Origin of the sequence: Candidimonas sp. SYP-B2681 (genome assembly GCF_003971065.1) — a bacterium.
In the GTDB taxonomy this organism is placed as follows: Bacteria; Pseudomonadota; Gammaproteobacteria; order Burkholderiales; family Burkholderiaceae_B; genus Pollutimonas.
Genome location: NZ_RYDV01000002.1, coordinates 332,393 through 346,625, shown reverse-complemented (window position 1 = coordinate 346,625; position 14,233 = coordinate 332,393). Strand labels below are relative to the sequence as shown.

The 14,233-nt window shown below is 53.9% G+C and carries 11 protein-coding genes; 3 read left to right on the top strand and 8 right to left on the bottom strand.

Features of this window, described 5'->3' with window-relative positions; all coding sequences use genetic code 11:
* Nucleotides 1-34: 34 nt before the first annotated feature.
* From EKL30_RS06215 to EKL30_RS06205, 3 genes are all read right to left on the bottom strand, one after another.
* Nucleotides 35-1,237 carry a glycine C-acetyltransferase gene (locus tag EKL30_RS06215; protein WP_126706322.1) on the bottom strand — a complete coding sequence of 401 codons (1,203 nt, stop codon included), beginning with the start codon at nucleotides 1,235-1,237 and terminating at the stop codon, nucleotides 35-37.
* A 73-nt stretch (nucleotides 1,238-1,310) separates the two neighbouring features.
* Nucleotides 1,311-3,947, bottom strand: a complete 2,637-nt coding sequence (locus EKL30_RS06210) for a TRAP transporter fused permease subunit (protein ID WP_126706321.1) — start codon at nucleotides 3,945-3,947, stop codon at nucleotides 1,311-1,313.
* A 64-nt stretch (nucleotides 3,948-4,011) separates the two neighbouring features.
* Complete coding sequence (locus tag EKL30_RS06205; protein WP_126706320.1) at nucleotides 4,012-5,010, bottom strand: TAXI family TRAP transporter solute-binding subunit; 999 nt, start codon at nucleotides 5,008-5,010, stop codon at nucleotides 4,012-4,014.
* A 391-nt stretch (nucleotides 5,011-5,401) separates the two neighbouring features.
* Between EKL30_RS06205 and EKL30_RS06200 the strand changes: the two genes are divergently transcribed.
* Nucleotides 5,402-7,966, top strand: coding sequence for an EAL domain-containing protein (locus tag EKL30_RS06200; RefSeq protein ID WP_126706319.1), 2,565 nt, complete (start codon nucleotides 5,402-5,404; stop codon nucleotides 7,964-7,966).
* Nucleotides 7,967-7,970: 4 nt separating this feature from the next.
* Here EKL30_RS06200 and EKL30_RS06195 read toward each other — a convergent pair whose 3' ends face one another.
* The 3 genes from EKL30_RS06195 to rmuC all read right to left on the bottom strand — a co-directional run bounded on the left by EKL30_RS06195 (nucleotide 7,971) and on the right by rmuC (nucleotide 10,939).
* Nucleotides 7,971-8,378, bottom strand: a complete 408-nt coding sequence (locus tag EKL30_RS06195) for a PaaI family thioesterase (RefSeq protein WP_126706318.1) — start codon at nucleotides 8,376-8,378, stop codon at nucleotides 7,971-7,973.
* A 112-nt stretch (nucleotides 8,379-8,490) separates the two neighbouring features.
* Nucleotides 8,491-9,270, bottom strand: coding sequence for a transporter substrate-binding domain-containing protein (locus EKL30_RS06190; RefSeq protein WP_126706317.1), 780 nt, complete (start codon nucleotides 9,268-9,270; stop codon nucleotides 8,491-8,493).
* Between the two features lie 97 nt (nucleotides 9,271-9,367).
* Nucleotides 9,368-10,939 (bottom strand): DNA recombination protein RmuC, encoded by a 1,572-nt coding sequence (rmuC, locus tag EKL30_RS06185; RefSeq protein WP_233582855.1) that lies wholly within the window; start codon nucleotides 10,937-10,939, stop codon nucleotides 9,368-9,370.
* A gap of 228 nt (nucleotides 10,940-11,167) precedes the next feature.
* On the opposite strand from rmuC, the gene EKL30_RS06180 reads away from it, so the two are divergent.
* Nucleotides 11,168-12,151, top strand: coding sequence for a tripartite tricarboxylate transporter substrate binding protein (locus tag EKL30_RS06180; protein WP_126706316.1), 984 nt, complete (start codon nucleotides 11,168-11,170; stop codon nucleotides 12,149-12,151).
* Between the two features lie 77 nt (nucleotides 12,152-12,228).
* Nucleotides 12,229-13,083, top strand: a complete 855-nt coding sequence (locus EKL30_RS06175) for an NAD(P)-dependent oxidoreductase (protein WP_126706315.1) — start codon at nucleotides 12,229-12,231, stop codon at nucleotides 13,081-13,083.
* 10 nt (nucleotides 13,084-13,093) lie between these two features.
* On the opposite strand, the gene EKL30_RS06170 is transcribed toward EKL30_RS06175, so the two are convergent.
* Nucleotides 13,094-13,681 carry a peroxidase-related enzyme gene (locus EKL30_RS06170; protein WP_126706314.1) on the bottom strand — a complete coding sequence of 196 codons (588 nt, stop codon included), beginning with the start codon at nucleotides 13,679-13,681 and terminating at the stop codon, nucleotides 13,094-13,096.
* Nucleotides 13,678-14,202, bottom strand: a complete 525-nt coding sequence (locus EKL30_RS06165; RefSeq protein WP_126706313.1) for a CMD domain protein — start codon at nucleotides 14,200-14,202, stop codon at nucleotides 13,678-13,680. The genes EKL30_RS06170 and EKL30_RS06165 overlap by 4 nt, the downstream gene beginning before the upstream one ends.
* Nucleotides 14,203-14,233 lie beyond the last annotated feature (31 nt).

Below are 14,233 nucleotides of genomic sequence, written 5' to 3'. Positions count from 1 at the left end.
TGATTATAAATCCTGAACTGAAAGCAGCTGACGATCAGGGTATGATTTGCATCCGCTGGCCGACCTTCTTGAATGCTTCGACGGCTTTGTCGATATGCTCGGCGCTATGGGCGGCACTCATTTGGGTCCGAATTCGTGCGCGTCCCTTGGGAACGACAGGATACGAGAAGCTGATAACGTAGATACCTTCATGCAGGAGCTCATCGGCGACACGCCCTGCCAATTGCGCATCGCCGAACATGACCGGAATAATTGGATGCTCGCCGTGCATCAATTCAAACCCGAGCTCCAACATTGCACTGCGGAACTGCCTGCCATTGGCATGCACTCGCCGGCGCAACTCTTTGCCCTCGTCACTTTGCAACAAGGTCAGAACCCGTAGAGATGCCGATACGATCGCCGGCGCGAGCGTATTGGAAAACAGATAGGGACGCGATCTTTGGCGCAACAACTCGACCACGGCAGCATCGGCGGCGACATAGCCCCCGGAAGCACCGCCCAGCGCCTTGCCTAGCGTGCCAGTGATTATATGTATACGGCCCTGGACGCCGCAGTATTCGGGCGTGCCACGTCCATTTTCGCCAATAAACCCTACGGCATGCGAGTCGTCGACCATGACCATGGCGTTGAATTCTTCAGCCAGATCACATATGGACTTCAGGTCTGCAATAATGCCATCCATGGAGAAAACGCCGTCAGTTGCAATGAGCTTGTAACGAGCCCCGGCCAAATCGGCGGCCTGCAATTGGGCTCGCAGATCGGCCATATCATTGTTGTTATAGCGGAAGCGCTTTGCCTTACACAAACGCACGCCATCAATAATGCTGGCATGATTAAGAGCATCGCTGATGACCGCATCGTTCTCGTCGAGCAAGGCCTCGAACAAGCCACCATTGGCGTCGAAGCAACTGGAGTACAGGATGGCATCTTGCATTTGGAGAAAGTCGGCCAAGGCATGTTCCAGCTTTTTATGACCCGTTTGCGTGCCGCAAATAAAACGCACGGACGACAAGCCAAACCCGGCATCATCAAGGCCGTGTTTGGCAGCATCGATCAGACGCTGATCGTTGGCCAAGCCAAGGTAATTATTGGCGCAAAAATTCAGGACATGCGATCCATCGGCAAGAACAATTTGTGCCGATTGCTGGCTTGCAACGACGCGCTCGGCCTTGTAGAAGCCACCAGCCCGCAACTGTTGAACCTGATGCTGTACATGATCAAGAAAGGAACTTTGCATACATCGCCCCCGCAGCAGTTGAAACAGGACCTATAGAACCCCTTTTGCCAATATACCGTAGAGCATCCGACCTTTATGCAAGGACCGGCGAGCGCGTGTCGAGGCCTTTCATACGGCGCCCTTGCCTTACCCACATGAAAGTCATTATCAGAAGCGCAGGAATATAAATCCAGAATTCGGATGGCCGGGACGGATTGGGAATTTTGACTTCCGCTACGTGCCAACCTTGTTCCCACCCCGCCCGGCGTGCCTGACTGCCGAAACGCACAGACGCAATTTGGACTTGGTCACCCAATGCCATCATGGTCAGCCCTGCAGCAGATAATCTTTGTAAAGCGGCCGCGTCGCCTGTGGCAGTGCTGCCCTCGGGCAGGCCTGGCAGTGGCACAGCCACCGTTTTCTGAAGCTCGTCGCCTTCAAGGTTCATACCGCTAATCACTACGATCATCCTGCCTTTGTCTGGCATATCGGCAGCGATCTTCAGCATTTGCGCCGCAGGACGAGTCTCATACTTGGGTGATAAATGGTTCATGAACCAGTCGGGCCTGAATAACATGAAGGTCACCAAGAGCAGAAGAAAAACCTCAGGCCAGCTGCATTTGATACGCATCCATTTCATGGTGGCAGCGGCAAACGTCAGGGACGCCAATGTCGCCCCCGCAACGACCAACACGAGTTCAGACCATCCCTCGACATCAATCAACAGCAACAGGGGATTGAAAACAAACATGAAAGGCAAAACTGCCGTACGCATGGCGTAGGTGACCCCCTTAATCCCGGTTTTGATGGGATCTTCGCCCGATATGGCTGCCGCCGCGAAAGTGGCCAGCCCTACCGGTGGGGTAATGTCGGCCATGATCCCGTAATAAAACACGAACATGTGCACGGCGATCAATGGAATCACAATACCGCTTTGTGCACCCAGTTCTACCACAACGGGAGCCATCAGGGTGGCCATGAGGATGTAGTTCGCCGTGGTGGGCATGCCAAGGCCAAGCACCAAACATACGGCAGCGGTAAAAAACAGCATGAACAACACATTGCCCATCGACACCATTTCGACGAATGCGGTCATGCGCAGACCAAGGCCAGTTAGCGTGATGGCACCGACGATCAACCCTGCAGTACCGCAAGCGATAGCGATACCCACCATGTTGCGAGCGCCTTCCTGCAAGCCATTTACGGTATCGGATAGTCCGACGCTGACGGCGGGCGCCACAGGCTTTTTGCGGAACCATGCGATCAAAGGCCTTTGCGTGACCATTTGCAGCACCATGGCAACGACTGCCCAGAATGCCGATAGCCCGGCCGACAGTTGCTCTACCGACAGACACCACACAAGAATGCCAATAGGGATCAGGAAGTACAGGCCAGAGCGTACGGTCGGCCACGTTTCCGGCCGCGTCGGATTAGTAATACTTATTTCGGTGGGAAGATCCGGATGGCTTGCTGATATGCGCAACAGCCATAAATACAATGCGACCAGCAAGCCGGTCAGTATCCACATTGCAGCAGCTCCGGCGACTGCCTGCACTCCCACACCTATCCAGTAAACCAGCCCCATGACGATCAGAGAGCCTGCGATCCCCATTCCCCAGCCCGCCAGCTTCTGTAGTAAGGTGCGCGGTTTTCCTGCGGACATCATGGGCTGTATGCCCAACTGCAAAGCCTCGAGGTGCACAATGTAGAACAAGGCGATATAGGAAATGCTGGCTGGCAGCAAGGCGTGTCGAATGATATCGGTATAGGGTATGCCGACATATTCGATCATCAGAAAGGCCGCCGCCCCCATGACTGGAGGCATCAGTTGCCCATTGACAGAAGATGCCGTTTCAATCGCGCCCGCTCGAATTCCGCCATATCCGGCTTTTTTCATCAGTGGAATGGTAAATATTCCACCCGTTACGACGTTAGCCACTGACGACGCCGAAACGATGCCATTGACGGCCGAGGATACGACAGCGACCTTGGCAGGCCCACCGCGCAAATGGCCGAGCATCGCAAACGACACCTGCATCATGTAGTTGCCTGCTCCGCAGCGGTCCAGCAGCGAGCCCAACAATACAAATATAAAAATGTAGGACACCGACACACCGAGTGCCACCCCGTAGACGCCCTCGGTGGTAAGCCACATGTGTGACACCATGCGCTCGAGCGACGCGCCGCGGTGCGACAGGGCATCGGGTAGCCAGGGCCCGAGGAATACGTACAAGATGAATATGGCGCCCAGAACCGCCATGGGTGCGCCCAGCGCGCGTCGTGTCACTTCCAGCAGCAACACCAGCCCGATCGCGGCGACCGTAACATCCATAGGCGTCGGAATACCGGGGCGTCCGGAAAGTTCTTTGTAGAACAGAAACAGGTAGGCTCCGCAGAAGCCGGCAACGAGCGCCAGCACCCAGTCGTACCAGGGCATGTAATCGCGTGGCGAGCTTTTCGTTGCAGGATAGGCAAGGTAGCCCAGAAACATCGCGACGCCAAGATGTATGGCACGCGCCTCAGTATCATTGAAAATGCCGAGGTTAAGCGCGAATGGCAGCGGCGACGCATACCAGAGTTGGAAAAACGACCAGAAGACTGCGCCTATAAAAAGGACACTGCCCGTAATCCCTCCGACCTTGCGGCCGCCACGGTCAACGTCGGCGACCAGTTGTTCAAGACTGGCATTATTTTGTTCAGGATTTACATTTGGCGCGGACGTGATCTGCATGCGTATTTCCATATGTTGTTGCTAACGGACGCCCACACTGGGCGTCCCTAATGCCTGTGCTAGCTTACAGCAGACCCTTTTCCTTGTAATACTTTTCTGCGCCGGGATGCAAGGGAGCCGACAGCCCGTTCTTGACCATGTCTTTGGCGTCCAGATGACCTAGTGCGGGATGCAGTTTCTTGAAATCTTCAAAGTTTTCAAAAACCGCCTTCACCACCAGGTAAACGGTCTGTTCAGGGACGTCGGCAGACGTAACGAACGTGGCCAACACGCCATAGGTATTGGTTTCTTGCGCGTTGTTGGGATACAGGCCGGCAGGAATCGCTACTTTGGCGTAATAAGGGAATTCAGAGACAAGCTTGTCAACCACCGGCCCCGTTAAAGAAACCAGTTTTGCGCCGCAAGTGGTGGTCGGATCTTGTATGTTGGCAGACGGATGACCAACACCATACAAAAAGCCGTCAATTTTGCCATCGCACAAAGCCGGCCCATGTTCGTCGGGACGCAGCTCGGACGCCAGCGAGAAATAGCTTAAATCAACGCCTTTGGTTTTAAGAAATTGCTCCATTGACGCGCGCGTTCCGGAGCCAGGATTTCCCACATTGAAACGCTTACCTTTGAAATCGTCAAAGGATTTGATATTGGACTCTTTGCGGGCTACGACAGTAAACGGTTCGGGATGAATCGAAAACACGGAGCGCAATTTCTTGTACTCGCCCGTATCTTTAAACTGCCCTGCACCGTTGTAGGCGTTATAGCCAACGTCGGACTGGACCACGCCCAGATCAAGCTCGCCGGCCTTGATGGTGTTGATATTAAATACCGAGCCGCCGGTCGATTCCACCGAGCATCGCACCCCATGTTGCGCACGATCTTTATTGACCAGCCGGCATATGGCGCCGCCCGCCGCGTAATACACGCCCGTCACCCCACCGGTGCCGATGCTGACAAACTTTTGCTGAGCCGCTGCCGGGATCGGAGCGGCCAACGCTGCAAACATTGCAGCTGCGCTTGCGGTCAAGGCGACCCGCTTGCTAAAAGGTGTTCTGAAAAATGTACGCATAAGACGTTCTCCTTGGGGGTCACTAAACACGTTGCCAGGGGCGGATTTGGCGCGGCGGGGTTTGATGAGTGATGGACGGTGGACGGCTATGTAAGCAGCAATGGCCGCGATAGATTAGCCTGTTGACTACGAGTGCACTTCAGCACCGCCGGGCTCGAAATGAACCGTTACAAGCAAGGCTAATATCCTACATCGGCGGCGCGTTATAAAAGCATTTTTTTCCTCGGGGTTTGCCCTGAGAAAACGACGACAGCTGTTGATTCCAATTCTGAATCGGCATGTGTAGCGCGGAATGCGTGGCGCCCCTTGACGAAGACGCGGCACGAATCTACCATGCAACAATTGTTCACAAATACGGGTGTTCGAACGAACGCCATGAGACGAGCGTCCTATGCAGTGCCGCCCAGCCAGAACAATTATTGCGGCGGTATGCCTGTCGCTTCTAGCTTGTTTGTGCATAAATGCCGCATTCGCACAGCAGCGTACGGTGCGCGTGGGCGTCATCGACAATCCTCCCAGAATCTTCAATGGCAATGACGGCAAACCTGCAGGGATCCTGGGCGAGTTGCTTGAGGCCATCGCCAAGGAACAGAACTGGCAATTGCAGGCCATACCATGCGATATGCAAAGCTGTCTTGATGCGCTCCAAACGGGGCATATAGATCTCTTGCCAGATCTCGCATACTCCGACGCGCGGGATCACCTCTATGATTTTCATCCGACGCCCGCCCTGCGCAGCTGGTCGCAAATCTACGAACGTCCCGATGGCTCAATAAAGTCGCTCTTTGATCTCGATGGAAAACGGATCAGCGCTGTCGCCGGCTCGCTGCAATACGAATATCTTGCTGCGCTTCCGTCCGATTTCGGAATCGTTCCCGACGTGCAGAGCGTGGGCACTCTGGAAGCCGGTTTCGACATGGTGGCCGATGGTGGTGCCGACGCCGCAGTGGCGAATCATTTCTTTGGCGGACGCCACGCCGCACAATATGGTCTCGTGGCCACGTCGCTTATCTTCCAGCCTTTGCGACTTTTCTATGCGACAAAAAAGGGCAGTAACGACGCGTTGCTATCAGGCATAGAACGTCATCTTAAAATCTGGCAGAACACTCCTGGCTCTGTCTACTATCAGGTCATCGAGCGTTGGGGTGCAGCGAAATCCACTAAATCAATACCGGTTTATTTTTGGTGGACTCTAGGCGCACTGGGCGGTTTATTAGCATTGTCCGTCCTGATGGCTTTGCTGCTAAAAGCCCAGGTTGCGCGCCAGACCCGACACATCAAAGCCAGCGAGACAATGCTCAACACCATACTCGACAGCGTTGACGCCTATATTTATATCAAGGATAAAAACCTGCGTTACGTGTACGGCAACCGCAAGTTATGCACTCTTTTCATGAGGACGCCACAAGGGGTGCTGGGCCGTTCGGATGCAGACTTCTTCAACGGCAAGAGTTGTGCTGCCATACGATTACATGACCTTCGCGTCATCGAAAAAGGTGAGCGTGTGGTCCAGGAAGAGTACAACGTTGCGGTCGATGGCAGCAACGTAGGGACTTTTCTTTCGATCAAGATACCGCTGCGAAACACGGAGGGCGAAGTGGAAGCGCTCTGCGGAATTTCCACTGACATCACCGAACACCGGGCCGCCCAACAAGAGGTCCAGCGGCTGGCCTTTTACGATGCCCTGACCGAGCTTCCAAACCGGCGCCTGCTTCTTGAGAATATCGACCGGGCGTTAAGCGTTGCAAAACTCGATTCACTTTACGGAGCACTGCTGTATATCGATTTGGACAATTTCAAGCGAATTAACGATGGACACGGCCACGACGTGGGCGACGCTGTCTTGCAAACGGTTGCCCAGCGTCTAAAGGACTGCGTCCAAATGGTGGACACCGTGGCACGTATAGGCGGCGATGAATTCGTTATTTTATTGGATTACGTAGGCCGGGACGCCGAAGAAGCCTTGCCAAACGCTAAGCGTGCCGCCGAAAAAGTGCGCACTGTCCTCGAGGAACCTATCGTCCTGGACCGACAAGACTACCTGGCCGGTGCAAGTATAGGGCTTACCTTGATCTGCCCGGAAAGTGCATCAACCGCTGACGTGATGCGCGAAGCCGATATGGCCATGTATTCGTCTAAGCAATCAGGCCGCAACCGGGTCGCCGTCTATGAAGCGAGCATGCACCATGAAGCCAGTGAGCGGCTTTTGCTGGAGTCCGATTTATCGCATGCCATCGGCACGGGGCAGTTCGAAATGCTGATTCAGCCACAATGGAATAGTGCTCAGCACGTGATAGGCGCTGAACTGCTGATGCGCTGGAACCACCCCGAGCGCGGCACCATTTCGCCTGATGTCTTTATACCCATTGCGGAACAGAGCGCGCTTATTCTGCGACTGGGCGACTGGGCAATGCAACAAGCTTGTGTGATTATTGAGCAGTTAAGAAGGGCTGGCGACCTCTACCCTGTATCCATCAATGTCAGCCCTCGCCAGTTTCGCAATACCGACTTCGTAGAGCGTGTGCAGGAAATCCTCGCCGAATACGGCACACCGGCTGACGGCCTGATCTTCGAGGTAACCGAAGGCGTACTGATAGAAGACATGCAAGCCACCATTGAACGGATGGCTCAACTTGCTTCCTTGGGGGTGCGTTTCTCGATCGACGACTTCGGTACGGGCTATTCCAGCCTTGCGTATCTTAAGCGCCTACCCTTGTACGAATTAAAGATAGACGAGAGTTTCATGCGCGACACTCCCGCAAACGCCGACGACACGGCGATAGTGAAGCTAATTCTCGCAGTGGCCAAGCAATTGCATTTGCAGGTCGTGGCAGAAGGAGTCGAGACACAGGAACAAGCCGATTTCCTGTTAAAGAACGGCTGCGATGCTGTACAAGGTTTCTTGTTTGCACGGCCCATGCCTGTCATGGACTGGTTAGACCGCAAAGCGGCCTGACCAGTCAGGCGCGTACGTATTTAAATGTGCCGACGGCTGTCGCCAGCAACTCGATATCGTCCAGCCACACCTCGGCGCGTGCAAAAAAAACGCTACGGCCCTTACGCACCAGAAACCCCTTTGCCACTAAGGTCGAGCCATCGCCGCTGCTAATGAAATTGGTGGTAAGCGATAAAGTCAGGCTGCGAAGAATAGGTTCACCGGGCGGCGAATACAAGCCGCAATAGCCGCAGACCGAATCGAGCAGCGTACAAATCACCCCGCCATGGATGCGGCCCGTGCGATTGCTTAGATCGTACGAGGTATCCAGGTGCATCTCGGCATAACCAGGCGACCATTCAGTCAAGGTTATGCCAAGGTGCTCGAGAAAAGGGTTATTAATGGGTATCGTGGTGATGCTTGTTGCGGTCATTTGAAGGCGGTAGGGGCAAGTAATCCGAATACTCAAGCATATACGACTTCAATACCGGACGACTTTGCCAATTTAAAAGCCTGGCTTTCCCGCCAATTTGCAGCGTTCTGGATTATTGCGGCACCCATTTATCGGCCAACTTGGCGTACTCGCCGCTGGCCTTGCCCAAGTGCAGCCATTGATCCACGAAAAGCTTGAACCGGATGTCGCCGCTTGGCAGCAAATAGCCCATTTCGGCGTATTGAAGGGGTTTGTCGGGATTGACTGCGCACAGGCGCGGATCGCGCTTACTTTGAACTTTGGCCTCGGCCGCTTCCGTGACGAAGACGTCGGCACGGCCCTCTGCCACCTCGTTGAAGATACCTATATTGTTTTCATGCAGCGTAATCTTCGCTTTGCTTAAATGCGTTTTTGCGAAGGTTTCGTTGCTGCCGCCCGGATTGTGAATGACACGTACTTCGGGTTTGTTGATGTCGGCAACGGACTGGAATTTCTCGACGTTCGAGCACAAGGTGATAGGCGTCTTGCCGTTAACCATATATGGTGAACTGAAATAGGCCTTTTTCTGCCGTTCCAGTGATACCGATATACCACCCGCGCCAATATCGCATTTCCCGGAAGTGAAATCGGCCATCAGATTAGACCAGCTCGTCTTCACGAATTCGACCTTGGCACCTAATGTTTTCGCGAGCGAATGCATCAGATCCACATCCAGCCCCTCATAGCTGCCGTCAGCATTGTGATAGCTGAATGGTCTGTAGTCGCCGGGCGTGCAGATCCGCAAAGTCTTGCTTTCAATCACTTTATCCAGCGTGCTTTGATTCGGAACGCTTGTTTGGGCGTTGACCAGTGCTGGTATACACAACAGGCTTGCAGCGAGAGCATGTTTCATGGGCGAAATCCTAATCAGGTTATAGATCAAGTCGAAGATCAATAGCCAAGAATTGTGGGCAGGCAAAGGCAGTCGAACAATACGTGTTTCCCCGCGGTCAATCAGATAGCTGCGGGGCACCCATCATTTGCTCGTCGGTCTCACTTGAGGCGACAAGCGCTGCGTCGCCTTGGTCAGCTGTCGCAGCAACAATAAGTTCAAGACGTTCATTTTCGAAATCCGCGTGCAAGGGCTCGAGCACTGGCATGGTCTTATTAGCTTTAGAGGACAGGTCGTTGAACCGCGCAACCTTACCGTGCAGGCCCTGCTGGCCCGCGACCGCGGTAACCGTATGGTTGTAATGCTTGCTGACGGTATCGAGGGTATCGCCCAGCTTTTTCAGGCGCTCGGCAACGACCACCACTTGATTATAGATTTCGCCAGCCCGAGCGCTGAGTTCATGCGCCTGCTCGTTGCTCCGTGCAACCATCCAGAGATTGGCCACGGTCTTCAATATCGGCATAAGCGTTGTGTGCGACACCATGATGACATTGCGCTGATAACCATAATCGAACAGGTCTTTATTGTGCTTCATTGCCTCAATGTAGGCTGGCTCGATCGGCATGAACATCAATACAAAACTCGGGCTGCGCATTCCCACCAGATTGCTATAGTCTTTCTTGCTGAGGTCATCGATATGGTTGCGTACGGCTTTTACGTGCCCGTCCAGAGACGCCTGCATCTCGGCTTCTGTCAAAGCAGCAATCGCATGATCGTAGTCCACCAGCGACACCTTACTATCGATCACCATGTGCTTGGCGTCCGGCAGTTTGATGACAAAATCGGGGTGGCGATTATTGCCTTGCCCATCTTTGAAGCGTGCCTGCGATTCATAATGATCGCCCGGTATCAGTCCAGCTAATTGCAAGGTGCGCTCCAACTGTACTTCGCCCCAGTTGCCGGTGGTTTTTTTGTCTCCTTTCAGCGCGGTAGCCAGCGTATTGGCTTCAGCGCTCATTTTTAATCCGATTTCCAAAACCCGCTTGATCTCGGATTCCAGCGAAACGTTGCCGCGCAGCGTTTCATCGTGAACCTGATTTACTCGCCGCTGGAAGCCATCGATCTGATCCCTGAATGGTTTCAACATGGCATCGAGCGAGCTTTGACTGGTTTGCGCGAACGTTTTGCCCTTTTCCTCCAGAATCTTGTTCGCCAGATTCTGAAACTCAACTTTTAGCTGCGTCCTGGACTCTTCGAAGGACACCTTCATTTCGCGAAAGCTGGCCAGCTTCTCGCCGTGTATCGCCTGCAGTTCGGTCAGTTCATTATGGAGCTGGGCCGCGCGGCGGGTTACGTTTTGAAAATCAGCCTCTTTGATGGCAAGATCGGCCCGCGCTTCATCGAAACGTTCGCGCAGGCTTTGCACTGCCGACTCGCTGCGCGCTAACTGCCGATCGAGGTGGCCCTTTTCGGCCGCCAACCCAGTGTTCAGGCTTTTGGACTGATCCAGCTCGGCACGTGTGGCCATCAGTTGTTCACCTCGCTGTGCGGCCACATATTGGACCGAGGCCAGCTCAGCACGCACTAAGGCCAGTACGCGCCGGTAATAAAGGGCAGCAACGGCAAGGCCTAGCAAGCCGGCCAGCGTCGCCAGCAAGAGGCTTGTTATTTCAGGGCTAAATTGATTCACGATTCCATCCTTTGAACATCTGTGCTGCCAAGCGGGAGCCAATACAAGCGACGCGGCGGTCAACTAAATAAACCGCACTCTTTAGCATGTATCATATGTCGTTATAAATTACATATCGACACCATTTACCTGTGCGTGTCGATACTCGGCGCTACTTTGCGCTGGCAGGTGTGCTCTAAAATTTATAAGAATTTGTCTTCCCGGCTACAGTAACCTCTGGACTGCATCATGCGCAAACTTATTACCTTAATGGCCGGTGTAGCGGCAGTAGGAACCTTTACTACCGCAGCAGCTATTACAGAATCATGGCCGCCGGCCAACAAGGCGGTACAAATTATCGTTCCTAGCCCGGGTGGCGGAGGTACAGGCGACACAATTGCCCGGCTAATCGCAGACCAGCTCAGCAAGAAGCTCGATGGCAATTTCATTATTGAGAATCATGCCGGCGCAAATGGCAACATTGGTGCTGGCATTGCCGCGGAAGCCGCCAACGACGGATCGAAACTGCTGTTTTCATGGGCGGGCACCCTGGCTGTCAGCCCCAGCCTTTACAAAAAGCTGCCGTTCGATCCACAAAAAAGTTTTGACGCGATCGGATCCATCGCTGAGGTCCCCAATATTCTTGTCGTCAACAACGACCTACCTGCAGGGAACCTCGCAGAGTTCACGGCCTACGTCAAAAAACACCCCGGAGTCGTCAATTTCGGTTCCACTGGTAACGGCAGCTCGATGCATCTGGCAGGCGAACTTTATATGGGTCAGACTGCGACCAACATGGTGCATGTTCCGTATAGTGCCCCTGGCCAAGCCACTACGAATCTTATTTCGGGCGAAATCCAGTCCATGTTTCAGCTGATTCCGGGTATTGTGGGCCAGGTCAAGTCCAATAAAGTCAGAGCCCTGGGCGTGATGTCGGCCCAGCGGTCCAGCGCTTTGCCGGACGTACCCACGATGACGGAACAAGGGTTTCCTGAACTATTGTCATCCACCTGGTTCGCGCTGCTGGCCCCTGCGGGCACTCCCAAAGATATTATCCACCGCGCCAATCAAGCGTTAAACGAAATCCTTCAAGACCCCGAGGTGAAACAGAAACTGGCCGGTATGGGGGCCAACGCGCTGGGCGGCACACCCGAAGATCTGGATAGCTTGTTAGCGTCGGAACTGAAAAAGTGGAACAAGGTAGTCCTTGACGCGAACATTCAGGCGCAATAGGAAACACGGCAGTAGCCTCGACGGCCCAAGCCACAATACAATTTATACGGACCGCACACTTTCTCAAGGAGGCTGCGATGCCTGAGACTATAGGATGGGTAGGGCTAGGAAAAATGGGTTTGCCTATGGCTCAACGCCTTTTGAATGCCGGCTATCCGCTGCATGTCTGGGCGCGCAATCCTGAGCAGACGCTCAGCCTGCGCAAGCAGGGGGCAAAAATTGCGACAGACCTGATCGAACTGGCCCATCGGGGCCAGATTATATGCACGATCCTTGGTGACACTCATGATGTAGAAAGTGTTTATCGCGGGATGGCTCCTGGCATACAGCCCGATACGGTGTTCATCGACATGACCACCGCCGCGCCACAGGTTGCCGCTCGCATAACGGCATTGGTTGCAGCCAAAAACGCCCACTTCATTGATGCACCCGTCACCGGCGGCGTCGCCGGTGCCGCCGCCGGGACATTAACCCACTTTGTCGGAGGAAATTCAGAAACGCTGCAACGCTGCGAAGCTTTTCTGGCTAATCTCGGACAGCGCTCTGTCTATTGCGGGCTAAGTGGCTCCGGATATCGAATGAAGCTCGTAAACCAGACCATCATTGCCGGCGTCTTTTTAGGCCTGGCGCAAGGTATCGCGCTAGCTCGCGCAAGCCATTTCGACCTGGAGCTGGTAACCGCTGCCCTGAACAAGGGAACTGCCTCGGGCATGCTTTTCAACTCGTATGCCGAACGTATGATGGAAGGTAGCGGCGACGTTACCTTCACGCTCGGTATGTTACGCAAAGATCTTCGCCTGGCGCAGGCTGAAGCGGAACTACAGCAAAAACAGTCGCTATTCCTGAAATTTGCTGTCCAGTGCCTGAATACCGCCTGCGAACGCTTTGGTCCGCAGGCCGGTGTTCAAATGTTAAGCCAGCTTGAACGGTAATTTTTGCGCACTATTCCGACGGGAAAACCGGTTCGCCCAAGTTCAACATAAGGCGGTTCGCCCAGGCAAAAATCGATGTAGCGTGAAGCAAGTCCAGTATTTCTGCCTTGTTCAGGCCCACGTCTTTCAACGCCTGGATGTCTGCCGGCCCAATATCGTCAGGGAATTCAGTCAGACGTATTGAAAATTGCGCAATGGCTTTCTGGCGTTCGGAGATACCCGCCGTACGAGGGTCGTCGAATACCTGTGCCACGGTTTCGTTTTGCTTGGCAAGCTGCTCGAAACGCTGCGCGTGAACCGATGCACAATACACGCAGCCATTGACACGCGACACCGTAAGCGCACCCAGTTCGCGATCTGCCCGGGCAAGGCCGCCAGGCGCATACATAATTGCGTTATAGGCCTCGGAGCGCTGCTTCAGTATGGCGGGCTGATGAGCCAACAATAAGTAGTAGTCGGATTCCTTGGCCTGTGGATGGCTCATTTCCAGCACTTCAATCTGATCGGGTGTTGCGGTGTCAACATTGACCACGTCAAGCCATGCCCTCCAGCCCAGCGTTTCGTTGGTAAAGCCCTTGTTTTTGATCAATGTGCTCATGTCTGGGACTCCAGTGCCTTCAGCGCTTGCAGTCCCGCTACAAGGCGAAGTTGATAGGATAAAAAAGCGATCAACTGCGCAAGCGTCACGATATCCGGCGTCGATACGCCAGCAAGCTGAAGGGCTTGAATTGCCGCCTGATCACCTTCGACCGGCTTTTCTATCAGTTTTTGTGTGAACACCAACAGTGCTTTCAGGCGTTCAGACTGTATCTGTTCAAGCTGATTTTCGCTGACGTGCTGAATCAAGGCCACGTCGACCTTGTTCTGGAGCAGTGCGCCGTAATAATGCTGCGCCAAGGCATGGGCCCGGGAGAGTACACATGCATAATAGGCCACAAGCAGCCGTTCTTGAATTGTTAGATTTCCTGCAGCAGGATCGAAAAACAGATCATAGCTACCTTGCGTAGCGGCCCGCACTTTTTCTCGGCCCTGGCGTATGGCATAGAGCCCATCCTCCGGCGTCAAACCGACCACACTGTCGATGAGGTCGGGGCCGGGCGAAGCATTCACAGTATCCATCAAACTTCCTTCATGCTACATAATAAAAATT